At 70.8% G+C, this 25943-nt stretch carries 20 protein-coding genes; 12 read left to right on the forward strand and 8 right to left on the reverse strand.

Translation table 11 applies throughout. The features are described from left to right. Positions 1-13: 13 nt before the first annotated feature. Complete coding sequence (locus tag ACZ6ZP_RS09565) at positions 14-889, reverse strand: LysR substrate-binding domain-containing protein (RefSeq protein ID WP_469406230.1); 876 nt, start codon at positions 887-889, stop codon at positions 14-16. Between the two features lie 116 nt (positions 890-1005). On the opposite strand from ACZ6ZP_RS09565, the gene ACZ6ZP_RS09570 reads away from it, so the two are divergent. Next, on the forward strand, positions 1006-2073 hold the full coding sequence (locus tag ACZ6ZP_RS09570) for a bile acid:sodium symporter family protein (protein ID WP_399973631.1): 1068 nt from the start codon (positions 1006-1008) through the stop codon (positions 2071-2073). On the opposite strand, the gene ACZ6ZP_RS09575 is transcribed toward ACZ6ZP_RS09570, so the two are convergent. From ACZ6ZP_RS09575 to ACZ6ZP_RS09605, 7 genes are all read right to left on the reverse strand, one after another. Beyond that, entirely contained in the window at positions 2009-3268 is a 1260-nt protein-coding gene (locus ACZ6ZP_RS09575) for a DUF4185 domain-containing protein (RefSeq protein WP_366461799.1), read from the reverse strand. The two genes, ACZ6ZP_RS09570 and ACZ6ZP_RS09575, sit on opposite strands and share 65 nt — an antisense overlap. Positions 3269-3278: 10 nt before the next feature. Continuing rightward, positions 3279-5183, reverse strand: a complete 1905-nt coding sequence (locus ACZ6ZP_RS09580) for a sialidase family protein (protein ID WP_366461798.1) — start codon at positions 5181-5183, stop codon at positions 3279-3281. 228 nt (positions 5184-5411) lie between these two features. After that, positions 5412-6275: a formate dehydrogenase accessory sulfurtransferase FdhD gene (fdhD, locus tag ACZ6ZP_RS09585; RefSeq protein ID WP_351159291.1), complete on the reverse strand. Its 864-nt coding sequence runs from the start codon at positions 6273-6275 to the stop codon at positions 5412-5414. 5 nt (positions 6276-6280) lie between these two features. Beyond that, a complete protein-coding gene (locus tag ACZ6ZP_RS09590; protein WP_351159294.1) occupies positions 6281-7141 on the reverse strand; it encodes a 2Fe-2S iron-sulfur cluster-binding protein in 861 nt (286 codons plus the stop codon). Next, the gene (locus ACZ6ZP_RS09595) at positions 7138-9204 is read right to left on the reverse strand and encodes an NADH-ubiquinone oxidoreductase-F iron-sulfur binding region domain-containing protein (protein ID WP_469406231.1); all 2067 of its coding nucleotides are present in this window, start codon (positions 9202-9204) and stop codon (positions 7138-7140) included. Before ACZ6ZP_RS09595 ends, ACZ6ZP_RS09590 begins: the two co-directional genes overlap by 4 nt. 14 nt (positions 9205-9218) lie before the next feature. Beyond that, on the reverse strand, positions 9219-11153 hold the full coding sequence (locus ACZ6ZP_RS09600) for a molybdopterin oxidoreductase family protein (protein WP_399973641.1): 1935 nt from the start codon (positions 11151-11153) through the stop codon (positions 9219-9221). A 22-nt stretch (positions 11154-11175) separates the two neighbouring features. Next, positions 11176-12153 carry a 2-dehydropantoate 2-reductase gene (locus ACZ6ZP_RS09605; RefSeq protein ID WP_351159302.1) on the reverse strand — a complete coding sequence of 326 codons (978 nt, stop codon included), beginning with the start codon at positions 12151-12153 and terminating at the stop codon, positions 11176-11178. Positions 12154-12369: 216 nt separating this feature from the next. Between ACZ6ZP_RS09605 and ACZ6ZP_RS09610 the strand changes: the two genes are divergently transcribed. From ACZ6ZP_RS09610 to ACZ6ZP_RS09660, 11 genes are all read left to right on the forward strand, one after another. Further along, positions 12370-13704, forward strand: a complete 1335-nt coding sequence (locus ACZ6ZP_RS09610; RefSeq protein ID WP_351159305.1) for an OFA family MFS transporter — start codon at positions 12370-12372, stop codon at positions 13702-13704. Further along, the gene (locus ACZ6ZP_RS09615; protein ID WP_454429241.1) at positions 13673-13816 is read left to right on the forward strand and encodes an MFS transporter small subunit; all 144 of its coding nucleotides are present in this window, start codon (positions 13673-13675) and stop codon (positions 13814-13816) included. The genes ACZ6ZP_RS09610 and ACZ6ZP_RS09615 overlap by 32 nt, the downstream gene beginning before the upstream one ends. A 122-nt stretch (positions 13817-13938) precedes the next feature. Further along, positions 13939-14886 carry a beta-ketoacyl-ACP synthase III gene (locus ACZ6ZP_RS09620; RefSeq protein WP_351159308.1) on the forward strand — a complete coding sequence of 316 codons (948 nt, stop codon included), beginning with the start codon at positions 13939-13941 and terminating at the stop codon, positions 14884-14886. A gap of 99 nt (positions 14887-14985) precedes the next feature. Continuing rightward, positions 14986-15666, forward strand: coding sequence for a GntR family transcriptional regulator (locus tag ACZ6ZP_RS09625; protein ID WP_351159310.1), 681 nt, complete (start codon positions 14986-14988; stop codon positions 15664-15666). Between the two features lie 298 nt (positions 15667-15964). Further along, entirely contained in the window at positions 15965-17146 is a 1182-nt protein-coding gene (locus tag ACZ6ZP_RS09630) for an ROK family transcriptional regulator (protein ID WP_351160760.1), read from the forward strand. Positions 17147-17338: 192 nt separating this feature from the next. Then, positions 17339-18856: a sugar ABC transporter ATP-binding protein gene (locus ACZ6ZP_RS09635; protein WP_383817818.1), complete on the forward strand. Its 1518-nt coding sequence runs from the start codon at positions 17339-17341 to the stop codon at positions 18854-18856. Then, entirely contained in the window at positions 18853-19872 is a 1020-nt protein-coding gene (locus ACZ6ZP_RS09640; protein ID WP_351160765.1) for an ABC transporter permease, read from the forward strand. Before ACZ6ZP_RS09635 ends, ACZ6ZP_RS09640 begins: the two co-directional genes overlap by 4 nt. A 27-nt stretch (positions 19873-19899) precedes the next feature. Then, entirely contained in the window at positions 19900-20949 is a 1050-nt protein-coding gene (locus ACZ6ZP_RS09645) for a substrate-binding domain-containing protein (protein WP_351160768.1), read from the forward strand. A 48-nt stretch (positions 20950-20997) separates the two neighbouring features. Beyond that, positions 20998-22215: a Gfo/Idh/MocA family protein gene (locus ACZ6ZP_RS09650; protein ID WP_469406237.1), complete on the forward strand. Its 1218-nt coding sequence runs from the start codon at positions 20998-21000 to the stop codon at positions 22213-22215. A 12-nt stretch (positions 22216-22227) separates the two neighbouring features. Further along, a complete protein-coding gene (locus tag ACZ6ZP_RS09655) occupies positions 22228-23229 on the forward strand; it encodes a sugar phosphate isomerase/epimerase family protein (RefSeq protein WP_351160772.1) in 1002 nt (333 codons plus the stop codon). A 215-nt stretch (positions 23230-23444) separates the two neighbouring features. Beyond that, on the forward strand, positions 23445-25940 hold the full coding sequence (locus tag ACZ6ZP_RS09660; RefSeq protein ID WP_469406240.1) for a PQQ-dependent sugar dehydrogenase: 2496 nt from the start codon (positions 23445-23447) through the stop codon (positions 25938-25940). Positions 25941-25943 lie beyond the last annotated feature (3 nt).

The following is a 25943-nucleotide window of genomic DNA, read 5'->3' on the forward strand; positions in this document are numbered from 1 at the left end:
CCCGCTGAACGCCCTATCCCCGCTGACGCCGCCGGTGCAGCCGGTCGCCGCCCGCCAGGATCGACGCGGCGAGCGCGTCCGCAGCGCCCTGCGCCGAGGCCCGCCGCTCCCCGTGCAGGAGCACGAAGTCGACCGCGCCCAGCTCCGGGAGGCCGGCCCGCTCCGGGACGCGGACCAGGCCCGGCGGGATCAGGCCGTGGGAGTGCGCCATCACGCCGAGTCCCGCGCGGGCCGCGGCGACCAGGCCGTTCAGGCTGCCGCTGGTGCACGCGATCCGCCAGGCACGGCCGCGCCGCTCCAGGGCTTCCAGGGCGAGCGCGCGGCTGATGCCGGGGGGTGGGAACACGACGAGCGGCACCGGCTCGTCGGGGTCCAGGCGCAGCCGCGCGGCACCGATCCAGACCAGCTCGTCGTGCCAGACCAGCTCGCCGCGCGGGTCCTCGGGGCGCCGCTTGGCCAGGACCAGGTCGAGCTTGCCCGCGTCCAGCTTCTCGTGCAGCGTGCCGGACAGTTCGACCGTCAGCTCCAGGTCGACGTCCGGGTGGTCGTGCCGGAACGACTCGAGGATGTCGGTGAGCCGGGTCAGGACGAAGTCCTCCGACGCGCCGAACCGCAGCCGCCCGCCGAGCCGCGTCCCGGTGAAGAACGCCGACGCCTGCTCGTGCACCTCCAGGATCCGCCGCGCGAAGCCGAGCATCGCCTCGCCGTCCTCGGTCAGTTCCACGGAGTGCGTGTCGCGCGCGAAGAGCTGGCGCCCGGTGGCGTCCTCCAGGCGGCGCACGTGCTGGCTCACCGTGGACTGGCGCAGACCCAGGCGCCGGGCGGCCTGCGTGAAGCTCAACGTCTGGGCCACGGCGAGGAACGTACGGAGCTGGGCGGGGTCGTACATGCTCACCAGGTTATCGCGGAACGTGATGACAGTCAGAGCGGTATCCGGGATTCCCGATTGCGGTGATCAGGAGGATCATCAAGAGGGCACGATGCGAACCAAACCGATGGAGCGAAGTGAAACGCCCGAGCTGGCCCACCTGGATGCCGATCGACCCCTACATCCTGGCGTTGCTCGGCACAGTAGGTGTCGCCGCGCTGCTGCCCGCGCGCGGCATCGGCGCCGACATCGCGGGCGGGGCGTCGACCGGGGCCGTGGCGCTCCTGTTCTTCCTCTACGGAGCCCGGCTATCCACCCGCGAGGCACTGGACGGGCTCAAGCACTGGCGGCTCCATGTCACCGTCCTCGCCTGTACGTTCATCGCCTTCCCGCTGCTCGGGCTCGCGGCCAAGGGACTCGTTCCGTACGTCCTGACACCCGCCCTCTACAGCGGGTTCCTCTTCCTGACGCTCGTGCCCTCCACGATCCAGTCGTCGATCGCCTTCACCTCCATGGCGCGCGGCAACGTCCCCGCGGCGATCTGCGCGGGCTCCTTCTCCTCGCTCGCCGGCATCGTCCTCACGCCGCTGCTCGCCGCCGCCCTGCTCGGCAACAGCGGGGGCGGGTTCTCCGCGGACTCCGTCCTCAAGATCGTGCTCCAGCTCCTGGTGCCGTTCCTCGCCGGACAGCTCCTGCGCCGGTGGATCGGCGGCTTCATCGCACGGAACAAGAAGGTGCTCGGCCTCGTCGACCGCGGTTCCATCCTGCTCGTCGTCTACACCGCGTTCAGCGAGGGCATGGTGCAGGGCATCTGGCACCAGGTGACGCCGCTGCGGCTCGGCGCGCTGCTCGGCGTGGAGGCGGTGCTGCTCGCCGTGATGCTCGCCCTCACCTGGTACGGGGCCAAGCGGCTCGGGTTCGGCCGCGGCGACCGCATCGCCATCCAGTTCGCCGGGTCGAAGAAGTCCCTCGCCGCCGGACTGCCCATGGCCAGCGTCCTGTTCGGGGCCCAGGCCTCGCTCGCCGTGCTGCCGCTGATGCTCTTCCACCAGATGCAGCTGATGGTCTGCGCGGTGATCGCCAAGCGGCGCTCGCGCGACATCGAGGACTTCGAGGGTGCCGAAGGCGCCGAGGAAGCCGTCAGCGAGCCGTCGCGAGCCGAAGAGAAACGAACCGCGGTCGGTACAGGGACACGTTCCGGCTGACGTTGGCCTGCGCGCTCGCGGGCGCCGCGTCCAGCCAGTTGACGTCGTAGCTGAGCAGCAGCCGTCCGTTCCCGCTGAGCGCCGGATGGGCCTGCGGGTTGTAGGCGGCCATGTCCTGCTCGGCCGAGCCGTCCTTCGGCAGGGGCGGCGAGAAGCCCTTCGCGGGCCCGTGCCAGGGACCGGTGGGCGAGCACGCCCAGTAGGACGTGACCGTGGTCAGGCCCTCGGCGCCCGCGGCCATCGTGAACAGGACGTATGTCCCCTTCACGCGCACCACCGTGAACGCGCTGCCCACACCCTTGCGTTCGCCGTCCCCGAGGACCGGTCGCGGCTTGCCGGTCTCCGTCCAGCCGTCGCCGTTCCAGTAACGCCACGCGCCGGGCTCCGCCAGCCGGCCCTTGGGGACGCGTGCCACGTAGGCGTGCGAGGCGGAGCGGGAGGCGGCCTGGCCGTCGTTGCCGCCGAAGACGTACGTCCAGTCGCCGTCGTCGACCGTCGTCGTGCCGTACAGGACGCGCTTCTCCGGGTCGGGCACGGAACTCTGGTCGGAGACCTTCACGATGCCCTCGACGCGCAGATCGGGCAGGGAGAGCGTGGCGACCTCGGTGGCGTTCGGCACGCCGTAGATCCACGGGCCCGTGCCGGTGGCGCGGGACCACAGCAGGACGCGTACGACCTTGTCGGACGAGCCGGGGGAGCGGGGCTCCACCTTCGCGGCGACCGGCCAGCGCCACTGCTGCGGCGCCGGGTCGGGGAAGAGCGGGGCGGGCAAGGTGCGCTGCAGGGTGCCCGAACGCGACATGACCACGGCCGAGTTGCGGACCATGGGCGCGGTGGAGTCCCGCCAGGTGTGGGGCTGGCCCACCGGGTTGGGCGGCGCGTGCACCTGGCCCAGGAACGTGTCGGAGAACAGCCACAGCAGCCGCCCGTCCGGCAGCCGCACCGAATGCGTGCCGTCGCCGCCGGTCCAGTCGTCCGCCCGCGCCGTGTCGTCGCCGTAGCGCTCGAACGCCCCGGTGACCTTGTCGTCGGCGGCCCAGGACGAGACGGTGCGCGCCTCGCATGCGTCGCCGCCCTCCCGGTCGTCGTCCGGGAGGGCGGTGAGCAGCACGGCCGCGCAGGCGAGGGCGAGCAGCAGGACGATCCACGTCCTGCGCGCGCTCCGACCCGGGCGTGGACCTTGGTCGGCGGACACGTGCGGGACGTTAGTTGCTCGGGCGGATGTGGTCCATGGGGAGCCGTGCCACGGTGTCCCGCGTCACAGGGGCCTTGGCGCCGCCGTCGGTGCCGAGCCCGGTGAGTTCCGCGTCGCTCAAGGCCCGGTCGTAGACGCGTACCTCGTCGATCGCACCCGTGAAGTGGGCGCGGCTGTCGACCCGCTGGCCGACGTGGAATCCGTACCCCGAGGTGCGGGTGACCGTGCCCGGGACGTCGGCGGTGGTGATCCGGGTGCCGTCGACGGACAGGGTGAGCTGCCCGCCGCCCCTGCGCAGCGCGATGTGGTGCCACTGGCCGTCGTTGTAGGCACCCGTGGTGCGCACGGACGCGGACCTCGGAGGAGTGGAGCCGTCGCGCGTGGTGATCAGGCCCGTGACGCGGTTGCTCGCGGGCTCGCCGCGCAGCCACACCTGCGGCTGGTTGGTCCCGATGCCGCCCATCCACAGCAGTGGCTGCTCACCGCTGGTCGCGGAGTAGCGGAACCACAGCGATGCCGTGAAGTCCTTCGTGCCGAGCGGGAGCTGGCTGCGGAAGGGCAGGCGCACGGCGTCGTTCGTGCCGTCGAAGGCGATGGCCCCGCCGAACCGGCCGTCGGTCGTGGACGCCCCGCCGAGGACGGCCGCGGGCTTCGCGTGCGGAGCGCGGTCGGCGGTCTTCGGGTCCGGGCCGCGGCGCGGCTGGAGCCAGTCCTCGGTGAAGCGCGCGAAGCGGATCTCGTCGCGGGCGTCGACCGCGCCGCCCTCGTACATCAGGCCCACGTGCTCGCCGTCGGCCCGCACCATGTCCGAGTAGCCCGACCAGTCCGTGGTCACCGTCGTGCCGCGGTCCACGCTGTCCCAGGTGCGGCCGCCGTCGTAGGAGGAGCGGATCTGCATCGTGCGGCGGCGGTCGGGGTCACCGGGGCAGGCGAGCAGCATCCGTTTGCCGAACTGGAGCGTGGAGCCCTGCACTTGGGGCGTGTAGAGATCGGGGATGGCCTTGAACGGCGCGGCGAAGCTGTCGCCCCCGTCCCGGCTGACCGTGTGCGTGCGATGCCCCAGGTCGGTGCCGTCCTGCTCGCGCCCGCTGACGTATACCGCCCCGTCCGGGCGCTCCGTGATGGTCATCTCCGACGGCTTCTGCCGGAAGGTGCCGTCGGCGGCCGCTATCGGGTACGAGTCCTTGGCGCCGATCCGCCAGTTGTCGCCGCCGTCGTCGCTGACGATCAGTGCCGCGTGGTTCGCGGTGACCCGGCTGCCGTCCCAGGTCTCGGTGTTGGCGGTGAAGACGAGCCGCCCGGCGTGCCGGCCGCGGGTCAGCTGGAGGCCGTGCACGGGGCCGGTCGCGTACCAGGAGTTCCAGTCCTCGGGCAGGATCTGGTCGCTCAGGTCGCGCGGCGCCGACCAGCTGCGGCCGTCGTCGTCGCTGTACTGGAGGTGCGGGGTGCGGTCGCAGGGGACGGCGCAGTTCCCGCCGTCCGTGCGGCCGGTGTTGTACGTCTCCGCCAGGAGGACGCGGCCGGTCCTGCGGTCCACGATCGGGGCGGGGTTGCCGTGCGTGTCGCCCGCGCCCTCGTTGACGACCTGGAGCGGACTCCAGGTGCGTCCGCCGTCGTGCGAGCGCTTGAGCACGATGTCTATGTCGCCCGCGTCACTGCAGTCGTTCACCCGCCCCTCGGCGAACGCGAGGAGCGTGCCCTTGACCGTCTTGACCACGGCGGGGATGCGATAGCAGGCGTACCCGGGGTCCTGCGAGGCCTTGAAGAGCACCTGCTGCTCGAACCCCGCCGCACGGGCGTCGTCCGGCGCGGCCTGCGCCGTGGGCCCGGGGAGCAGCGCCCCGACGGCGACGACGGTCAGCGCGGCCGTGGCGGTGCGCAGGGATCTGAGGCGTAAACGGAGAGCTGATGGCATGGCGCGGCCCACCCTTCAAGGTGACTGGACATCCTGACATCCCACGTCCAACGTTCGCGCCACAGACGCTACTTGGGAGGCTCGACACCCCACAAGAAGCGTGCGTGGCACGAATGGACGCAGCCAGGTCAGGAGGCCGGACCCGCGGAGCGGGCCCGGGACCCCGCCGGCGCAGGGGGCGCTCCCCGCCGGTCGGGGTCCCGCCGCCGTGCAGCGGGGAGCGGCCGGTCAGCCCTGGGAGGCCGAGGCCCGCACGGCGATCCGGTGCTCGCCCGCGTACACGTTCATGGAGGAGCCGCGCAGGAAGCCGACCAGGGTCAGGCCCGTCTCGGCGGCCAGATCGACGGCGAGGGAGGAGGGCGCGGAGACGGCGGCGAGCACCGGAATGCCCGCCATCACCGCCTTCTGCGCCAGCTCGAACGAGGCGCGCCCCGACACGAGCAGCACGGAGCGCGACAGCGGCAGGCGGTCGTCCTGGAGGGCGCGCCCGACGAGCTTGTCGACCGCGTTGTGCCGCCCCACGTCCTCCCGTACGTCGAGCAGTTCGCCGTCCTCGGAGAAGAGGGCCGCCGCGTGCAGGCCCCCGGTCCGGTCGAAGACCCGCTGCGCCGCCCGCAGCCGGTCGGGGAGGCACGCGAGCAGCTCGGTCCCGAGCCGGACCGGGGCAGTGGCGCCGCCGTCCGTGTCGTCGATCGCCCAGCGGGCCGTCGTGCGGACCGCGTCCAGGCTCGCCTTGCCGCACAGGCCGCAGGACGAGGTGGTGTAGACGTTGCGTTCGAGGGTGATGTCGGGCAGGACGAGCCCCGGAGCGGTCTTCACGTCGACCACGTTGTACGTGTTCACGCCGTCCGCCGTGGCCCCGGCGCAGTAGACGATGGACTGGAGCTCGTCCGCCGAGCCGAGCACCCCCTCGCTCACCAGGAAGCCCGCCGCGAGCGCGAAGTCGTCACCCGGCGTGCGCATCGTGATGGCGAGCGGCTTCCCGTTCAGCCGGATCTCCAGCGGCTCCTCCGCGACCAGGGTGTCCGGCCGCTCGGTGACGGCCCCGTCCCTGATGCGGATGACGCGACGGCGCTCCGTGACTCGTCCCATGTCGATCAGTCCCGGTTCTGTACGTGCTGGTAGCCGAAACGGCCCTTGATGCAGAGGTTGCCGTGGGTCACCGGATTGTCGTGCGGTGAGGTGACCTTCACGATGTCATTGTCCTGCACGTGCAGGGTCAGGTTGCAGCCGACTCCGCAGTACGCGCACACCGTCGTCGTCTCCGTCTGCCGCTCCTCGTCCCAGGTCCCCGCCGCCCGCATGTCGAACTCGGACTTGAAACTGAGGGCCCCGGTCGGACAGACCTCGATGCAGTTGCCGCAGTACACGCACGCGGATTCGGTCAGCGGACCGTCGTGCTCGACGGCGATCCGGGCGTCGAAGCCGCGGCCCACCACGGAGATGGCGAACGTGTTCTGCCACTGGTCGCCGCAGGCGTCGACGCACTTGTAGCAGAGGATGCACTTGTCGTAGTCGCGCACGTAGAGGTCGTTGTCGATACGGGGCTCCTCGTTGAGCCGCGCGGCGTCCGGGCCGAAGCGGTCGGGCTTGGCGTCGTACTCCTTGAGCCAGCCCGCGACCTTCGGCGTGGTCGACATGTCGACGGACGAGGCGAGCAGCTCAAGGACCACCTTCCTGCTGTGCCGGGTGCGCTCGGTGTCGGTGAGCACGGTCATGCCCGGCTCGGCCAGGCGCGAGCAGGCCGGGGCGAGGGTACGGGCGCCCTCGACCTCGACGACACACACCCGGCAGGCGTTCTTCGGGGTCAGCGTGTCGCCCTCGCAGAGGGTCGGGACATCCTTGCCCGCGGCCCGGCAGGCCTCCAGGATGGTCGCCCCCTCGGGCACTCTGGCGTCCTGCCCGTCCAGCGTGAACTCGACGAGACGGCGCGGGATTCCCAGCGGTACGGCGGTCACTTGTACGCCCCCAGACGGTCGATGGCGGATTCCACGGCGTTCCACGCGGTCTGGCCGAGCCCGCAGATGGAGGCGTCCCGCATGGTCCGCCCCACCTCGCGCAGGAGCGCGATGTCCCCGGCGGCCTCCGCCCCGGTCCGCTCGACGATGCGGTGCAGGGCCTCCTCCTGCCGGACGGTGCCGACCCGGCAGGGCACGCACTGCCCGCAGGACTCGTCGCGGAAGAACTCGGCGATGCGCAGCAGGACGCGGGGGAGCGGCACGGTGTCGTCCAGGGCGAGGACCACCCCGGAGCCGAGGGTGGTGCCCGCGTCCCTGGTCCCTTCGAAGGTGAGCGGGATGTCGAGCTCGTCGGGTCGTACGAAGCCTCCGGCCGCGCCGCCCAGGAGGACGGCGCGGAGGTTGTCCGGCATCCCGGAGAGGGTGAGGAGCTCGCGGAGAGTGGCGCCGAAGGGAAGCTCGTAGATGCCGGGGCGCTCGACACTGCCGGAGACGCAGAAGAGCTTGGGCCCGGTGGACTTGGCGGTGCCGATGGCGGCGTAGGCCTGTGCGCCCATGCTGAGGACGGGCAGCACGTTGACGAGGGTCTCGACGTTGTTCTCGGCGGTGGGTTTGCCGAAGAGCCCCTTCTCGACCGGGAAGGGCGGCTTGGAGCGCGGCTCTCCCCGATACCCCTCGATGGAGTTGAAGAGGGCGGTCTCCTCCCCGCAGATGTAGGCGCCCGCGCCGCGCCGGATCTCGATGTCGAAGGCGTACCCCTGCCCGAGGACGTCGTCCCCGAGAAGCCCGCGCGCGCGGGCCTGCGCGATGGCGTGGGTGAGCCGCTCCAGGGCGCGGGGGTACTCGCCGCGGAGATAGAGGTAGCCGAGGTGGGCGCCGGTGGCGTACCCCGCGATGGTCATCGACTCGATGAGCGAGTACGGGTCGCCCTCCATGATCACCCGGTCCTTGAAGGTGCCGGGCTCGGACTCGTCGGCATTGCAGACGAGGTAGTGGGGATGGTCGGGTTGTGCGGCGGTGGCCTGCCACTTCCTACCCGTGGGGAAGGCGGCGCCGCCCCGGCCGACGAGGCCGGAGTCGGTCACTTCGCGGATGACGGCGGCGGGGCCGATGGCGAAGGCGTGGCGCAGGGCGGTGTAGCCGCCGTGGGCGCGGTAGTCGTCCAGGGAGGAGGGGTCCACCTTGCCGATCCTGCTGAGCAGCAGGAGGCCTTCCTGTCCTGCCTGGGGGACGGCGAGTGCCGCTGGGGGCTCGGCGGGGGCGGCTTCCGGGGCGAGGGCCGCTTGGGTGAGGGTGTCGGGTGCGGCTGGGGCGATGGTTGCGGTGACGTAAGTCTTCTCCCCAACCCCGCCCCTTCCCGAAAACCCGCTCTGGCGCGGGGGCCTTGGTTGCCGTTGATCACCGGCTCCGCCGAGTTCGTCCTCAAACGCCGGACGGGCTGAAACTCCTTCTCCCGGCCGTGATCTTTCAGCCCGTCCGGCGTTTGAGGACGAGCCGTCAAGGCGATCGGCGGTCACGCCAGGCCCTCGCGCCGGCGAGTTTTCGGGAAGGGGCGGGGTTGGGGAAGGAAGCGCCGCAGGCACACCCGCCCGCACCACCAACGCAGCCGGAGCCCTCTCGCACAGCCCCAGGCAGGGGCTCTGCTCCACGGCCACCCCCGACTCCGGCCCAAGGCGTGCCTGCACGGCCCCGCACAGCTCCGCACCGCCCCCGCACGCAAGGTCCGTACACACCCGAACCACCGTCGCCGGACGCGGCCGGACCGCGAACATGGAGTAGAACGTGGCCACCCCGTACCCCTCCGCCGGCGGCACCATCAGCCGCCGGCAGAGGTAGTCCAGGCCCCCCTCGCTCACCCACCCCACGCGGTCGTTGAGCGCGTGCAGCCCCGGCAACAGCTCGTCCCGCCGCTCCCGCGCCGCACGGCCTCCCCGCGCCCACCGCAGGTCCGCGTCGCTACGGTCGGCGGCCCCCTCCCAGGCGGACCCGGGCGGCCCGAGGACCGCGTCGACGGCCGCCCGCTCCTCGTCCGTCGGCTTGCTGTCACCGAAGTGCAGATCCATGCGTCACCCTCACTTCACCTGACTGGCTGGGCCAGCTCGTCGATCAGCTTCTCGATACGTATCGCCGACGCCTTGAACTCCGCCGTGCCCGCGATCGGGCAATTGGCCTCGATCGTCAGCTGGTTGGTGTCGACCTCGTCGGGAAAGTGCATGGTCATGAAGGCCAGACCGGGGCGGAGTCCGGGGTCCACCCACACGGGCGCCGTCACCGCACCGCGCCGCGAGGTCACCCGCACCTGTTCGCCGACCACGACCCCGTACCGCTCCGCGTCCTCCGGGCACAGCTCGACGTACTCGCCGCGCCGCAGCGGAGAGGCGAAACTCCCGCTCTGCACCCCGGTGTTGTAGGAGTCGAGCCGCCGTCCCGTCGTCAGCCGGATCGGGTAGGAGTCGTCCGTGAGGTCCACCGGCGGATCGTGCGCGACCAGCCCGAAAGGCGCGAGCGTGCCGCGCCGCGCGGGGTCCGCGTCCCACAACCGGCCGTGCAGGTACGTCGGTTCGACCCGGTCCTCCGAAGGGCAGGGCCACTGGATGCCCTGCAGGGACTCGAGACGGTCGTACGTCATGCCCCAGTGGTCCGGCGACACCGAGCGCAGCTCGTCCCAGACGGCCTGCGCGTCCGCGTACTTCCAGTCGTGGCCGAGCCGTTCGGCGAGGTCGCAGAGGATGTCGATGTCCTCGCGCGCCTCGCCGGGCGGCCGCAGGGCCTTGCGCACCCGCTGCACGCGCCGCTCGCTGTTGGTCGTCGTCCCGTCGGTCTCCGCCCAGGCGGCGGTCGCCGGAAGGACGACGTCGGCCAGCTCGGCGGTCTTGGTGAGGAAGATGTCCTGGACCACGAAGAAGTCCAGGGCCCGCATCCGGCGCATCGCCTGCTCGCTGTCCGCCTCCGACTGCGCGGGGTTCTCGCCGATGCAGTAGACGGCCTTGAGCCCGCCCTCGTCCATCGCCTCGAACATCTCCGTCAGGTTCAGCCCGTAGCGCGGCTGGATGACCGTGCCCCACGCCGTCTCGAACTTCCGCCGGGTCTCGGGGTCGAGGATGTCCTGGAAGCCGGGCAGGCGGTTGGGGATCGCGCCCATGTCGCCGCCGCCCTGCACGTTGTTCTGCCCGCGCAGGGGCTGGAGGCCCGAGCCGTAGCGCCCCACGTGGCCGGTCAGGAGCGAGAGGTTGATCAGCGCGCGGACGTTGTCCGTGCCGTTGTGGTGCTCGGTGATGCCGAGCGTCCAGCACAGCTGCGCCCGCTCGGCCCGCGCGAAGGCGTGCGCCAACTCCCTGATGGCGGCGGCCGGTACGCCCGTCACCTTCTCGGCGAGCGAGAGCGTCCAGGGCTCCACCAGGGCCGCGTACTCCTCGAAGCCGGACGTGGCGCGCTCGATGAACGCCCGGTTGGCCAGACCCGCGTGGATGATCTCGCGGCCGATCGCGTGCGCCATCGGGATGTCCGTGCCGACGTTCAGGCCGAGCCAGCTCTCCGCCCACTCGGCGGTCTTGGTGCGGCGCGGGTCGACGGCGTACATGCGGGCGCCGTTCCTGATCCCCTTCAGGACGTGCTGGAAGAAGATCGGGTGCGCGAAGCGGGCGTTGGAGCCCCACATCACGATCAGGTCGGTGTGCTCGACCTCTTCATAAGAAGACGTGCCGCCGCCTGAACCGAAGGCTGCGGAGAGGCCCGCGACGCTCGGAGCGTGGCAGGTGCGGTTGCAGGAGTCGACGTTGTTCGTGCCCATCACCACGCGGGCGAACTTCTGCGCCACGTAGTTCATTTCGTTGGTCGCGCGGGCGCAGGAGAACATGCCGAACGCGCCGCGCGCGGCCTGTAGTCCCGCCGCCGTCCGGGTCAGCGCCTCGTCCCAGGTGGCCCGGCGCAGCGGCTCGTCGCGCGAGTCGCGTACGAGGGGGTGGGTGAGCCGGGCGTACGTCTTGGGCACCCGGTCCCGTTTCTTGCTCATGCCGCGCTCCTCATGTTCTCGCTCATGCCGCGCTCCTCATGCGGTCGGCCAGCAGATCGGAGATGGCGTGGACGGTGCGCAGCGTCGGCACCGGGACTCCGGTGATCTCCGCGAGTTCCACGACGGCCGCGAGCAGCACGTCGAGTTCCAGCGGTTTGCCGCGCTCCAGGTCCTGGAGGGTGGAGGTGCGGTGGTCGCCCACGCGCTCGGCGCCCGCAAGGCGCCGCTCCACGGAGATGTCGGGGCGGCAGCCGAGCGCCGCCGCGACGGAGAGCGTCTCGTTCATCATGATCTCGATGACGCGGCGGGTGCCGCCGTGCAGGCACATCTCGCGCATCGTGGCGCGGGCCAGCGCGCTGATCGGGTTGAAGGAGATGTTGCCGAGCAGCTTGATCCAGATGTCGCCGCGCAGTTCGGGTTCGACGGGGCACTTCAGGCCGCCCGCCCGCATCGCGTCGCTGAAGGCGAGACAGCGCTCGGAGCGCGAGCGGTCGGGCTCCCCGATGGAGAACCGGGTGCCTTCCAGGTGCCGGACGACTCCCGGCCCTTCCAGCTCCGTCGCCGCGTAGACGACGCATCCGACGGCCCGCTCGGGCGCGATCACCGCACTGACCGCGCCGTCGGGGTCCACGCTGCTGACGCGGTGGCCGTCGTGCGGGCCGCCGTGCCGGTGGAAGTACCACCAGGGGATGCCGTTCTGGGCGGCTATCACCGCCGTCCTGTCGTGCAGGAGCGGCTCGATCAGCGGCCCGCACGCCGCGTACGAGTTGGCCTTCAGGCCCAGGAAGACGAAGTCGACGGGGCCGATGTCGGCCGGGTCGTCGGTGGCGTGGGCCCGCGCGGTGAAGTCGCCGCGCGGGCTGTGGACACGTACTCCGTGCTGCCTCATGGCCGCGAGATGCGGTCCACGGGCGACGAGATGGACGTCGGCACCGGCGCGGTGCAGCGCGGCTCCGACATAGGCGCCGATCGCACCGGCGCCGAGGACTGCGACTTTCACGGTGGCGCGCTCCGTTCGGTTGAGGGATCCGAAGAAGGCTCAGGGTCGACATCGCATGCTCGTGACGGACTACATCGCATGCCATAACAGTCGATGGAATATTGTCTACAGTATGGAAGTTGCCCCAGCAAGGGGTCGCGCGGCAGATTGCATACCGTCGACGGAATCGGTTCCGCCTCTTCCCAACTCCCCACTTGATTCCTACTGTTCTGGATCATGAGGCCCCCCGTCGCACCTCCGGGATGGAGCCGCTGGCTCGTACCGCCCGCCGCCCTGTCCGTCCACCTCTCCATCGGCCAGGCCTACGCCTGGAGCGTCTTCAAGCCCCCGCTGGAATCAGCGCTCCACCTCAGCGGCACGCAGAGCGCGCTCCCCTTCCAGCTCGGCATCGTGATGCTCGGCCTCTCGGCGGCCTTCGGCGGCACCCTCGTGGAGCGCAACGGCCCGCGCTGGGCGATGACGGTCGCCCTCGTCTGCTTCTCGTCCGGCTTCCTGATCGCGGCACTCGGCGCGGCGATCGGTCAGTACTGGCTGATCGTCTTCGGCTACGGCTTCGTCGGCGGCATCGGTCTGGGCATCGGCTACATCTCGCCCGTGTCGACACTGATCAAGTGGTTCCCCGACCGCCCCGGCATGGCGACCGGCATCGCGATCATGGGCTTCGGCGGCGGCGCCCTCATCGCGTCGCCCTGGTCGGCGCAGATGCTGGACTCCTTCGGCTCCGACTCCGACGGCATCGCGCTCGCCTTCCTCGTGCACGGCCTCACGTACGCCGCCTTCATGGCGCTCGGCGTGTTCCTGGTGCGGGTGCCGCGTACGGAAGGGGCGCGGGCCCCCGGCGCCCCCGGCGTGCTCGACGGGCCGCAGGTGTCCGCGCGGGCCGCCGTGCGCACGCCCCAGTTCTGGTGCCTGTGGATCGTGCTCTGCATGAATGTGACCGCGGGCATCGGCATCCTGGAGAAGGCGGCGCCGATGATCACCGACTTCTTCTCCGACACCTCGACACCGGTCTCGGCCGCCGCCGCGGCGGGCTTCGTCGCGCTGCTCTCCGCCGCGAACATGGCCGGGCGCATCGGCTGGTCCTCCACGTCCGACCTGATCGGCCGCAAGAACGTCTACCGCGTCTACCTCGGCGTCGGCGCGCTGATGTACCTGCTGATCGTCCAGTTCGGGGACAGCTCGAAACCGCTCTTCGTCGTCTGCGCGCTGGTGATCCTCTCCTTCTACGGAGGCGGCTTCGCGACGATCCCCGCGTATCTGAAGGACCTCTTCGGGACCTACCAGGTCGGCGCGATCCACGGCCGACTCCTCACCGCCTGGTCCACGGCCGGTGTCCTCGGGCCGCTGATCGTCAACTGGGTCGCCGACCGCCAGGAGGAGGCGGGCAAGCACGGGGCGGGGCTCTACGGCCTCTCCCTCACGATCATGATCGGCCTTCTTGTCATCGGGTTCGTGGCGAACGAGTTCGTCCGTCCCGTCCACGCCCGCCACCACATTCCCGCCCCGAGGGAGGCCGCCCATGACGGCACCGACCAGCACGCCGCCAAGTAGTCCGCCCCGCCGCACGGCGCTGATCGTCGGTGCCTGGCTCTGGGTGGGGGTTCCGCTCGGATATGGGGTGTATGAACTCGTACACAAGGCCACACAGCTCTTCACCGGGTGACACGATGATGAGAAGTGTCCAAACCCCGAGACCGATTCCTGTCGCATTACGTGTCCTGTTACCGGTGAGTCGCTGACCAGACTGGACGGTCCCGCATCTCCGGCAACAAGGGGGACCCGTACATGCACGGCTCACGCATCGCCGCCGTCGGCCACTACCAGCCCGCCAAGATCCTCACCAACGAGGACCTGGCGGGCCTGGTCGACACCAGCGACGAGTGGATCCGCTCCCGCGTGGGCATCCGCACCCGCCACATCGCGGGCCCCGAGGAGCCGGTCGACGAGCTCGCCGCGCAGGCCGGGGCCAAGGCCGTCGCCGCCGCCGGCCTGGCGCCCGACGCCATCGACCTCGTCCTGGTCGCCACCTCCACCGCGATCGACCGCTCGCCGAACATGGCGGCGCGGGTGGCGGCCCGCCTGGGCATCCCCTCACCGGCCGCCATGGACATCAACGTCGTCTGCGCGGGCTTCACGCACGCGCTCGCCACCGCCGACCACGCCGTGCGGGCCGGCGGCGCCACCCGCGCGCTGGTGATCGGCGCGGACAAGATGTCCGAGGTGGCCGACTGGACGGACCGCACCACCTGCGTCCTGGTCGGGGACGGGGCGGGCGCGGCCGTCGTCGAGGCCTGCGCGCCCGGCGAGGTGCCCGGCATCGGCCCCGTGCTCTGGGGCTCGGTGCCCGAGATGGGCAACGCCGTCCGCATCGAGGGCACGCCCCCGCGGTTCGCCCAGGAGGGCCAGAGCGTCTACCGCTGGGCGACGACACAGCTGCCGCCGCTCGCCCGCAAGGCCTGCGAGCGCGCCGGTCTCACCCCCGAGGACCTGGCCGCCGTCGTCCTGCACCAGGCCAACCTGCGCATCATCGAGCCGCTCGCCGAGCGGATCGGCGCGGTCAACGCGGTCGTCGCACGCGACGTAGTGAACTCCGGCAACACCTCGGCGGGCAGCATCCCGCTCGCCCTGTCCAAGCTGGTGGAGCGCGGCGAGATCGTCCACGGGGATCCGGTGCTGCTCTTCGGCTTCGGCGGGAACCTGTCGTACGCGGGCCAGGTCATCCGCTGCCCCTAGCGTGCCCCTGGCGCGTGTGACCGGACCGACTCCCCCTGGTGCTGGCCATTGTGCTCAGTAGACTGTAGACAAAAGGCAATCGTCGACGAGGGGACCGCGATGTTGTCCACAGGACTGCCGCAGGGGGCGGTGCCCAAGCTGGAACGCCCAGGTCCGCTCCGTGAGCGGGTCTACGAAGCGCTGCTCGAACTCATCACGACACGCGCGCTCCAGCCGGGCCAGCATCTCGTGGAGAGCGAACTCGCCGGGCATCTAGGGGTGTCGCGGCAGCCGGTGCGCGAGGCGCTCCAGCGGCTCAACACCGAGGGCTGGGTCGATCTGCGCCCCGCACAGGGCGCGTTCGTGCACGAGCCCACCGAGGAGGAGGCGGACCAGCTGCTCACGGTCCGTACGCTCCTGGAGGCGGAGGCCGCCCGGCTCGCCGCCGCGAACACCGGCACCGCGGGGATCACCGCCCTGGAAGAGCTGTGCGCCAAGGGCGAGCAGGCCGTCGCGGACGGCGACGTGGACCTGGTGGTGACCACGAACGCGGCCTTCCACGCCAAGGTGATGGAGCTCGCGGGCAATGTCGTCCTGGCCGAGCTGGCCGGGCAGGTGGACCGCCGGGTGCGCTGGTACTACACGCCGGTGGCCAGGCAGCGGGGCAAGCAGTCCTGGATCGAGCACCGCCGGCTGATCGCGGCGATCGCCGAGCGCGACGAGCGCGCGGCCACGGACATCATGCGCGCGCACACGGAACACACCCGCGAGACCTACCACCGGCGCGAGCGCGAGGCCTGACGCGTCGGCCGGGCGGAGCGAGCGGCGCGGACTGAGCCGCGGAGACTGAGCCGTACGGTTCTGCTCCGCGGCTCAGTCCGTACGCCCCCCTTGGACATGCCCGTGGGACACGTCTGTCCGCCTCTTTGTCCTGTGACTGGAGAAAGTCATGGGTAATTCGTGCGCAACTTCTTCCCACTCCCGGCAGGCGCTGCTACGTTCCCCTCGAAAGCCCGACGCGACGGCGAAAATCCGCCGCGGCGGGACGAGTTGGACGACATGAGTTGCCCACTGAGGCGGGGAGGGGCGCGTGAGACGTATGACGGCTCGACCCGCCAATGCGCACCAGGCGCGACTGCTGCGACTGCTGCGTGACGGAGGGCCCAACTCCCGTGCCCAGCTCGGCGATCAGGTCGACCTCTCGCGGTCGAAGCTGGCCGTCGAGGTGGACCGGCTCCTGGAGACCGGACTCGTGGTCGCCGACGGACTCGCCGCCTCGCGCGGCGGCCGCCGCTCCCACAACATCCGCCTGGCCCCCGCCCTCCGCTTCCTCGGTGTGGACATCGGCGCGACCTCGGTCGACGTAGCGGTGACCAATGCCGAGCTGGAGGTCCTCGGCCACATCAACCAGCCCATGGACGTGCGCGAAGGACCGGTCGCGGTCTTCGAGCAAGTCCTCGCCATGGCGGCCAAGTTGAAGGCCTCCGGGCTCGCGGAAGGGTTCGACGGCGCCGGGATCGGCGTCCCGGGTCCCGTCCGCTTCCCCGAAGGCGTCCCGGTCGCCCCGCCGATCATGCCGGGGTGGGACGGCTTTCCCGTACGGGAGGCCATCAGTCAGGACCTGGGCTGCCCCGTCATGGTCGACAACGACGTGAACCTGATGGCGATGGGGGAGCAGCACGCGGGCGTCGCACGCTCCGTGGGCGACTTCCTCTGCGTCAAGATCGGCACCGGCATAGGGTGCGGGATCGTCGTCGGCGGTGAGGTCTACCGAGGGGTGACCGGCAGCGCGGGCGACATCGGCCACATCCAGGTCGAGCCCGACGGGCGGCCCTGCGCCTGCGGCAACAAGGGCTGCCTGGAGGCGTACTTCAGCGGCGCGGCACTCGCCCGCGACGCCGAGGACGCCGTCGGCGCCGGGCTCTCCCAGGAGCTCGCGACCCGCCTGGAAGCCGCCGGGAAGCTCAGCGCGATCGACGTCTCCGCGGCCGCGGCCGCCGGTGACGCCACCGCACTCGACCTCATCCGCGCGGGCGGCAACCGCACCGGCCAGGTCATCGCGGGCCTCGTCAGCTTCTTCAACCCCGGCCTCGTGGTGATCGGCGGCGGTGTCACCGGCCTCGGCCATACGCTGCTCGCCGCCATCCGCACGCAGGTCTACCGCCAGTCGCTGCCCCTGGCGACCGGCAACCTCCCCATCGTCCTGGGCGAGTTGGGGCCGACCGCCGGAGTCATCGGCGGCGCCCGGCTCATCAGCGACCACCTGTTCTCACCGGCCTGACCGTCCTCTTCGGCCCGACCGGTATGTACGACCCGCACGGCCCGTAAGACGCCACGCACCACACCTCACCCAGTACAGCGCGCTGCCTCGCCCTGCTCCGAAACAGTCTCCGCCCCTGTGCAGGGGCCACCGCCCTACCCCGCCCTGCCCTGAAACCGGCCGCACCCGCCGCACCCGCCCAAGGGAACCGTCATGGCACCAGAACCACCGCTGCTCACCATGTCCGGCATCACCAAGTCGTTCCCCGGCGTCCGCGCCCTCGACGGCGTCGACCTCCAGGTCCAGGCCGGTGAAGTGCACTGCCTCCTCGGCCAGAACGGCGCCGGGAAGTCCACGCTCATCAAGGTCCTCGCCGGGGCCCACCAGCCCGACGACGGCGAGATCACCTGGCGCGGCGAGCGCACCACGCTCAAGTCGCCCATCGCCGCCATGCGCCTGGGCATCGCCACCATCTACCAGGAGCTCGACCTGGTGGAGGGCCTGTCCGTCGCCGAGAACGTCCACCTCGGGCATGAGCCGACCGCGGCCGGGTTCGTCGTGAAGGGCCGCGAGGCCAAGACCTCAACTGCCGCCCTGCTCAAGCGACTCGGCCACGGCGAGATCGACCCGGGAACGCTCGTCGGCGACCTCTCCGCCGCCCAGCAGCAGATCGTCTCCATGGCCCGCGCCCTCTCCCACGAAGTGCGCCTCATCGTCATGGACGAGCCGTCGGCCGCCCTGGACCCGGACGAGGTCGACAACCTCTTCCGCATCGTCGGCGATCTCACGGCGGACGGCGTCGCCGTCGTCTACATCTCCCACCGCCTAGAGGAGATCCGCCGCATCGGCGACCGCGTCACCGTCCTCAAGGACGGCCGCGCGGTCGCGGGCGGGCTCCCCGCGAAGGAGACGCCGACCCGCGAGGTCGTCGCCCTGATGACGGGCCGCAACGTCGAGTACGTCTTCCCGGACCGGCCGGCCGGCCCACCCACCACCGACGCGGTGCTGAAGGTCACGGGCCTCGCCCGCACCGGTGAGTTCGAACCCCTCGACCTCGAACTGCGCCCCGGCGAGATCGTCGGCCTGGCCGGGCTCGTCGGCTCCGGACGCTCCGAGATCCTGGAGACCATCTACGGCGCGCGCAAGGCGACCAGTGGTCAAGTGACGCTGGGTGGCCGGGTGTTGAAGCCCGGCAGCGTGCGCGCCGCCGTCCGTGCCGGGCTCGGCCTGGCCCCCGAGGAGCGCAAGGCGCAGGCCCTGCTGATGCTGGAGTCCGTCACCAACAACGTGTCGGTCTCCTCCATGTCCCGCTTCTCGCGGGGCGGTTGGCTCGACCGGGGCGCCGAGCGGAAGGCCGCGCAGACCGCCACCCGCGAGCTGTCCCTGCGCCCCGACAACCCCACCGCGCCCGTGCGCACGCTCTCCGGCGGCAACCAGCAAAAGGCCGTCCTGGCCCGCTGGCTGCTCCGCGGCTGCCGCGTCCTGTTGCTCGACGAGCCGACCCGCGGCGTGGACGTCGGCGCCCGCGCCGAGCTGTACGCCGTGATCCGCCGCCTCGCCGACGACGGCCTGGCCGTCCTGCTGGTCTCCAGTGAAGTGCCCGAAGTCCTCGGCCTCGCCGACCGCGTCCTGGTCCTGCGCGAGGGGCGCGTCATCCATACGGCGCCCGCCCGTGACCTCGACGAACACCGCGTACTCGACCTCGTACTCGAAGGGAGCCCGGCGTCATGACGCAGCCCGCATCGCCGCCACGGCCCGCCACATCGAAGAGTGGACCGGCGGACGGCGCAAGCCCGTTGCGGTCGCTCACCGCACGTGCCGACGTGCGGACGCTGTCCCTGCTCGGCGTGCTCGCCGTCCTGATCCTGATCGGCGGCATCACCCAGCCCGACTCGTTCCTCGACACTGACAACGTCCAGCTGATCCTCACCCAGGCGTCCGTCATCGGTGTCGTCACGGTCGGCATGACGTTCGTGATCATCTCCGGCGGCATCGACCTCTCGGTCGGCGCGATCGTCGCCCTCGCCTCGGTGTGGGCCACCACGGTCGCCACCCAGGAGTACGGCTTCGCGGGCATCCTGTTCACCGCGGTGGTCGTCGGCATGGCCTGCGGCCTCGTCAACGGCCTGCTCATCGCGTACGGCGGGATGGTGCCGTTCATCGCGACGCTCGCCATGCTGGCGTCGGGCCGCGGCCTCGCCCTGCAGATCACCGACGGCAAGACCCAAATGGTCACCGTGGACGGGGTGTTGAAGCTCGGCGAGCGCGACTCCTACATCCTCGGCATACCGCCGCTCGTGCTCGTCTTCGCGGCCGTCACCGTCGTCGGCTGGCTGCTCCTGAACCGCACCACCTTCGGGCGGCGCTCGGTCGCCGTCGGCGGCAACGCGGAAGCGGCGCGCCTGGCCGGCATCGACGTACGCAGGCAGCGCCTCTACCTCTACCTGCTCTCCGGCCTCTGCTGCGGGATCGCGGCCTTCCTGCTGATCATCCTCTCCGGGTCGGGCCAGAACACCAACGGCAACCTCTACGAGCTCGACGCCATCGCCGCCGCGATCATCGGCGGCACCCTGCTCAGCGGCGGCCGGGGCACCATCACCGGCTCCGTGCTCGGCGTCCTGATCTTCATGACGATCACCAACATCTTCGCGCTCAACAACCTCCAGAGCGACGTCCAGCAGATCGCCAAGGGCGCGATCATCGTCGCCGCGGTGCTGGTCCAGCGACGTACGTCCTCAACCACCTGACCCCGCAGACCCGAAGGGTTCACCGCCATGCCAGAGACATCACCGTTCGCGAGCCGCAGAGGACTTCTCTTCGGCGCCGCCGCCCTGTCCACCGGTGCCCTGATCACGGGGTGCACCAGCAACGAGTCCAAGGACGAGGGCTCGGACAGCAAGGACCAGCCGGTCGCCGACGACAAGCCCGGCAAGAAGGTCACCATCGGCTTCGCGGGCCCGCAGGCCGACCACGGCTGGCTCAACGCGATCAACGACAACGCCAAGGAGCGGGCGAAGAAGTACTCGGACGTCACGCTGGAGTCCACCGAGGGCTCGAACGACACCGCCGCCCAGATCGGCCAGGTCGAGACGCTGATCAACAAGAAGGTCGACGTCCTGGTGATCCTGCCGGCCGACGGCAAGGCGCTCACCCAGGTCGGCCTCAAGGCCATGCGGGCGGGCATCCCCGTCGTCAACCTCGACCGCGTCTTCGCCTCGCCGCAGGCCTACCGCTGCTGGATCGGCGGCGACAACTACGGCATGGGCCTGAGCGCCGGTCACTACATCGGCGAGAAGCTCAAGGACAAGAAGAACGCCAAGGTCGTCGAGCTCGCGGGCCTCGACAACCTCGAACTCACCAAGCAGCGCACGAAGGGCTTCGACGACGCCCTCAAGAACTACTCGAACATCGAGAAGGTGGCCCGGCAGGCCGCCGAGTTCACCGTCGAGTCGGGCCAGTCGAAGATGTCCCAGCTCCTTCAGGCCCAGAAGAACTTCGACGCCCTGTGGAACCACGACGACGACCAGGGCGTGGGCGCCCTGCGCGCCATCAAGCAGGCGGGCCGCGACGACTTCCTGATGGTCGGCGGCGCGGGCGCGCTCTCCGCCATGCAGGCCATCGAGTCCGACGACAGCGTGCTCAAGGCCACCGTGCTCTACCCGCCGTCCATGGCGGCCTCGGCGATCGACCTGGCCCGCGCGCTCGGCCAGAGCAAGGGCGTCAGCGGCATGGCCGAGTTCGAGATCCCGGCCTTCATCACGCTCTACTCGGCCGTGGTCGACAAGGAGAACATCAGCAAGTACATGTCCACCGGCTTCAAGTGATGCGCGCGTCCGCACCCCCCACCGAGCACTTACGAGGAGGAGTACCGCATGCGTGAGACGGAACACGAGGCTGAGACCGGTAAGCGGCCGTTGGGGGTGGGCATGGTCGGATACGCCTTCATGGGCGCCGCCCACTCCCAGGGCTGGCGCACCGTCGGACGCGTCTTCGATCTGCCGCTGCGGCCGGTCCTCTCGGCGATCTGCGGACGTGACGGCGCCGCGGCCCGCGCCGCGGCGGACCGGCTCGGATGGGCTGCCGCGGAGACCGACTGGCGCGCACTCGTGGCCCGTGACGACGTCGATCTGATCGACATCTGCACCCCCGGCGACAGCCACGCGGAGATCGCGATCGCCGCGCTCGACGCCGGCAAGCACGTGCTGTGCGAGAAGCCGCTCGCCAACACCGTGGAGGAGGCCGAGGCGATGGCCGAGGCCGCCGAACGGGCCCGGGCGCGGGGGCAGGTGGCGATGGTCGGCTTCAACTACCGCCGGGTCCCCGCTCTCGCGCTCGCCCGGCAGATGGTGGCGGAGGGACGGCTCGGCACGCTGCGGCACGTCCGGCTCACCTACCTCCAGGACTGGCTGGTCGACCCCTCCTTCCCGCTGACGTGGCGGCTGCGCAAGGACCGCGCCGGCTCGGGCGCGCTCGGCGACCTGGGGGCGCACATCGTGGACCTCGCGCAGTATCTGGTGGGGGAGCCGGTGTCGGGGGTCTCGGCGCTGACCGAGACGTTCGTACGGGAGCGGCCGCTGCTCGACGGGGCGTCGAGCGGGCTCACGGCGGAGGGCGGCGCCGCGACCGGTCAGGTCACGGTGGACGACGCGGCGGTCTTCACCGGGCGCTTCCCGTCGGGCGCCCTGGCCTCCTTCGAGGCGACCCGTTTCGCGGCGGGCCGCAAGAACGCCCTCAAGCTCGAACTCAACGGCTCCGACGGCTCGTTGGCCTTCGACCTGGAGCGCCTGAACGAGCTGTCCTTCCACGACCACACGGAGCCCGCCACGTCGTCGGGCTTCCGCCGCATCCTGGTGACCGAACCAGGCCACCCCTACCTGGAGGCCTGGTGGCCGCCGGGCCACGGCCTCGGCTACGAGCACACGTTCGTGCACCAGGCCCGCGACCTGCTGCACGCCGTCGCCACCGGGGAGCAGCCCGAACCGTCGTTCGCCACGGGCCTTTCGGTGCAGCGGGTGCTCGCCGCGGTGGAGGAGAGCGCGGCGAAGAACTCGGTCTACACCCTCGTACCTTCCACCCCCGTCACGGTCTGAGGAGGCCTGTCCATGCCCCGCGACTTCACGCTCTTCACCGGCCAGTGGGCCGATCTGCCGCTGGAGGAGGTCTGCCGCCTCGCCCGCGACTTCGGTTACGACGGTCTCGAACTCGCCTGCTGGGGCGATCACTTCGAGGTCGACAAGGCGCTGAGCGACAGCTCCTATCTCGACTCCCGCCGCCAGCTCCTCGACAAGTACGGCCTCAAGTGCTGGGCCATCTCCAACCACCTGGTGGGGCAGGCCGTCTGTGACGCGATCATCGACGAGCGGCACCAGGCGATCCTGCCCGCCCGCATCTGGGGCGACGGCGACGCGGAGGGCGTGCGGCAGCGAGCCGCCCGCGAGATCGAGGACACGGCACGCGCGGCGGCGGCCTTCGGCGTCGACACGGTCGTGGGCTTCACGGGCTCGGCGATCTGGCATCTGGTGGCGATGTTCCCGCCGGTGCCGGAGTCGATGATCGAGCGCGGCTACGACGACTTCGCCGAGCGGTGGAACCCGATCCTGGACGTCTTCGACGTACAGGGCGTGCGGTTCGCGCACGAGGTGCACCCCTCGGAGATCGCGTACGACTACTGGACGACGCACCGCGCCCTGGAGGCGGTCGACCACCGCACGGCCTTCGGGCTCAACTTCGACCCCTCGCACTTCGTGTGGCAGGACCTGGACCCGGTCGGCTTCCTCTACGACTTCCGGGACCGGATCTACCACGTCGACTGCAAGGAGGCCCGGCGCCGCCTGGACGGCCGCAACGGCCGGCTCGGCTCGCACCTTCCGTGGGGCGACCCGCGCCGCGGCTGGGACTTCGTGTCGGCCGGGCACGGGGACGTCCCCTGGGAGGACGTGTTCCGGATGCTGGGCTCGATCGCGTACGAGGGGCCGATCTCGGTGGAGTGGGAGGACGCCGGGATGGACCGCCTCCAAGGAGCGCCGGAGGCGCTGCGGCGCCTGAAGGCGTTCGACTTCGAGCCGCCGACGGCGTCCTTCGACGCGGCGTTCGGCGGGAACTGAGCCGCACGCGCTCTCCTCTTGCGGAGTCACTTTGTCCTGCCCAAGGAAAAAGCTGAACTTCATTGCTGTGCAAGGGCTTTCCGTCCAAGACAAACGTGGCTACCGTCCCTGATGTGTACAGGACATGAACCTTCCGGGGTGACGGCGCACCCCGGCGCCCAGCGCCCTCACCGCACCACACCCGCGTACGACCGTCCCCCTTCCGGAGGAACCCCGTGCACAGGAAACGCCTGAGACTCCGCAAGACCCTCGCGCTCTTCACCGGCACCCTGCTGGCCGGCGCCACCCTCAGCCTCACCGCCCCCACCGCCAACGCCGCCGACCCGGAGGTCGTCCGCGCCGCCCAGGAGCAGGCGGCAAAGGCGGCCGAGGGCAAGGCCGCCGCGGCCGAGGACTTCCAGCAGGTCACCCTCGCCAAGGGGGAGACCGAGACCGGCGAGCCCATGACACTCGCCGTCCTGCCCGACCGCTCGGTCCTGCACACCTCCCGCGACGGAACGCTGCGCCTCACGGACGCCGCGGGCAACACCAAGATCGCGGGCAAGATACCGGTCTACACGCACGACGAAGAGGGCCTCCAAGGCATCGGCCTCGACCCGAAGTTCAGCGAGAACCGCGCGATCTACCTCTATTACGCGCCCCCGCTGGACACCCCGGCAGGCGACGCCCCGGAGACCGGCACGGCCGCGGACTTCAAGAAGTTCGACGGCGTCAACCGCCTCTCCCGCTTCGTCCTGAAGACCGACGGCACCCTGGACAACGCCAGCGAGAAGAAGGTCCTCGACGTCCCCGCGAGCCGCGGCATCTGCTGCCACGTCGGCGGCGACATCGACTTCGACAAGGACGGCAACCTCTACCTCTCGACGGGCGACGACTCCAACCCCTTCGCCTCGGACGGCTTCACGCCCATCGACGAGCGCGCGGACCGCAACCCCGCCTTCGACGCCCGCCGCAGCGCCGGCAACAGCAACGACCTGCGCGGCAAGATCCTGCGCATCAAGGTCGCCGACGACGGCACGTACACCGTCCCGGACGGCAACCTCTTCGCCCCGGGCACGGACAAGACCCGCCCCGAGATCTACGCGATGGGCTTCCGCAACCCCTTCCGCATGAGCGTCGACAAGCCCACCGGCACGGTGTACGTCGGCGACTACGGTCCCGACGCGGGCGCGGCCGACCCCAAGCGCGGCCCCGCGGGCCAGGTCGAGTTCGCCCGCGTGACCAAGCCGGGCAACTTCGGCTGGCCGTACTGCACCGGCAAGAACGACGCGTACATCGACTACGACTTCGCCACGCAGACCTCGGGCGCCGCCTTCGACTGCGCAGCCCCCAAGAACGACTCCGTGCACAACACCGGCCTGACCGATCTGCCGGCCGCGCAGGAAGCGTGGATTCCGTACGACGGCGGTTCCGTCCCCGAGTTCGGCTCCGGCTCCGAGTCCCCGATGGCGGGCCCCGTCTACCGCTATGACGCGGCCAACACCTCCCCGGTGAAGTTCCCGGAGGCCTACGACGGCGACTTCTTCGCCGGAGAGTTCGGACGGCGCTGGATCAAGCGCATCGAGCAGGGCGCGGACGGCACGGTCTCCAAGATCAACCCGTTCCCCTGGACCGGCACGCAGATCATGGACATGGAGTTCGGCCCCGACGGCGCGCTGTACGTCCTCGACTACGGCACCGCCTGGTTCGGCGGCGACGAGAACTCCGGACTCTTCCGCATCGAGAACGCCACCGACGGCCACTCGCCGGTCGTCGAGGCGAGCGCATCCGTGACCAGCGGCCAGGCCCCGCTGAAGACCAAGTTCACCGCGAAGGCCACGGACGCCGACGGCGGCACGCTGACCTACGCCTGGGACTTCGGCGACGGCGGCAAGTCGACCCAGCAGAACCCCTCGTACACGTACAAGAAGAACGGCGTCTACACCGCGACCGTGACCGTCAAGGACTCCACCGGGCGCACCGGTTCGGCCAGCGCGCACGTCACCGTCGGCAACACCGCCCCCAAGGTGACCCTGGAACTCCCCGGTGACGGGCAGCTGTTCACCTTCGGCGACAAGATCCCCTTCAAGGTGAAGGTGACCGACAGGGAAGACGGCCCGATCGACTGCACCAAGGTCAAGGTCACGCACATCCTCGGCCACGACAGCCACGGCCACCCGGTGACCTCGGCCAACGGCTGCGAGGGCACCCTCCAGACGTCGGCGGACGGCGAGCACGACCCGAACGCCAACATCTTCGGGGTCTTCGACGCGGAGTACACCGACAAGGGCGCCAACGGCCAGCCCGCGCTGACCACCCACGACCAGAACGTCGTCCAGCCCAAGCACCGCCAGGGCGAGCACTTCAACGACTCCAAGGGCGTCTCCGTGGTGAACCACACCCCGGCGCACGGCGGAAAGACGGTCGGCGACATCAACAACGGCGACTGGATCTCCTTCAAGCCCTACATCCTCGGCAACGCCACCAAGCTGACCGCGCGCGTCGCGTCGGCGGGCGCCGGCGGCACCCTCGAGGTCCGCAGCGGATCGGCCACCGGCAGGCTCCTGGGCAAGGCCAAGGTCACCCCGACCGGCGGTTGGGAGACGTACGCGGACGTGACCGCCGCGCTCAGCAAGGCACCCAGGGCGACCACGACGCTCTTCCTGGTCTTCAAGGGCACGGGCACCGGAGCCCTGTACGACGTCGACGACTTCACCTTCACCACGAGCTGAGGA

This window comes from Streptomyces sp. NPDC054047 (assembly GCF_055585065.1).

Coding starts and splice junctions, on each gene's coding strand:
- ACZ6ZP_RS09565 (WP_469406230.1), bottom strand. CDS start 889: ATGTACGACCCCGCCCAGCTCCGTACGTTCCTCGCCGTGGCCCAGACG.
- ACZ6ZP_RS09580 (WP_366461798.1), bottom strand. CDS start 5,183: ATGCCATCAGCTCTCCGTTTACGCCTCAGATCCCTGCGCACCGCCACG.
- fdhD (WP_351159291.1), bottom strand. CDS start 6,275: ATGGGACGAGTCACGGAGCGCCGTCGCGTCATCCGCATCAGGGACGGG.
- ACZ6ZP_RS09595 (WP_469406231.1), bottom strand. CDS start 9,204: ATGGATCTGCACTTCGGTGACAGCAAGCCGACGGACGAGGAGCGGGCG.
- ACZ6ZP_RS09600 (WP_399973641.1), bottom strand. CDS start 11,153: ATGAGCAAGAAACGGGACCGGGTGCCCAAGACGTACGCCCGGCTCACC.
- ACZ6ZP_RS09610 (WP_351159305.1), top strand. CDS start 12,370: ATGAGGCCCCCCGTCGCACCTCCGGGATGGAGCCGCTGGCTCGTACCG.
- ACZ6ZP_RS09615 (WP_454429241.1), top strand. CDS start 13,673: ATGACGGCACCGACCAGCACGCCGCCAAGTAGTCCGCCCCGCCGCACG.
- ACZ6ZP_RS09620 (WP_351159308.1), top strand. CDS start 13,939: ATGCACGGCTCACGCATCGCCGCCGTCGGCCACTACCAGCCCGCCAAG.
- ACZ6ZP_RS09625 (WP_351159310.1), top strand. CDS start 14,986: ATGTTGTCCACAGGACTGCCGCAGGGGGCGGTGCCCAAGCTGGAACGC.
- ACZ6ZP_RS09630 (WP_351160760.1), top strand. CDS start 15,965: ATGACGGCTCGACCCGCCAATGCGCACCAGGCGCGACTGCTGCGACTG.
- ACZ6ZP_RS09635 (WP_383817818.1), top strand. CDS start 17,339: ATGGCACCAGAACCACCGCTGCTCACCATGTCCGGCATCACCAAGTCG.
- ACZ6ZP_RS09640 (WP_351160765.1), top strand. CDS start 18,853: ATGACGCAGCCCGCATCGCCGCCACGGCCCGCCACATCGAAGAGTGGA.
- ACZ6ZP_RS09645 (WP_351160768.1), top strand. CDS start 19,900: ATGCCAGAGACATCACCGTTCGCGAGCCGCAGAGGACTTCTCTTCGGC.
- ACZ6ZP_RS09650 (WP_469406237.1), top strand. CDS start 20,998: ATGCGTGAGACGGAACACGAGGCTGAGACCGGTAAGCGGCCGTTGGGG.
- ACZ6ZP_RS09655 (WP_351160772.1), top strand. CDS start 22,228: ATGCCCCGCGACTTCACGCTCTTCACCGGCCAGTGGGCCGATCTGCCG.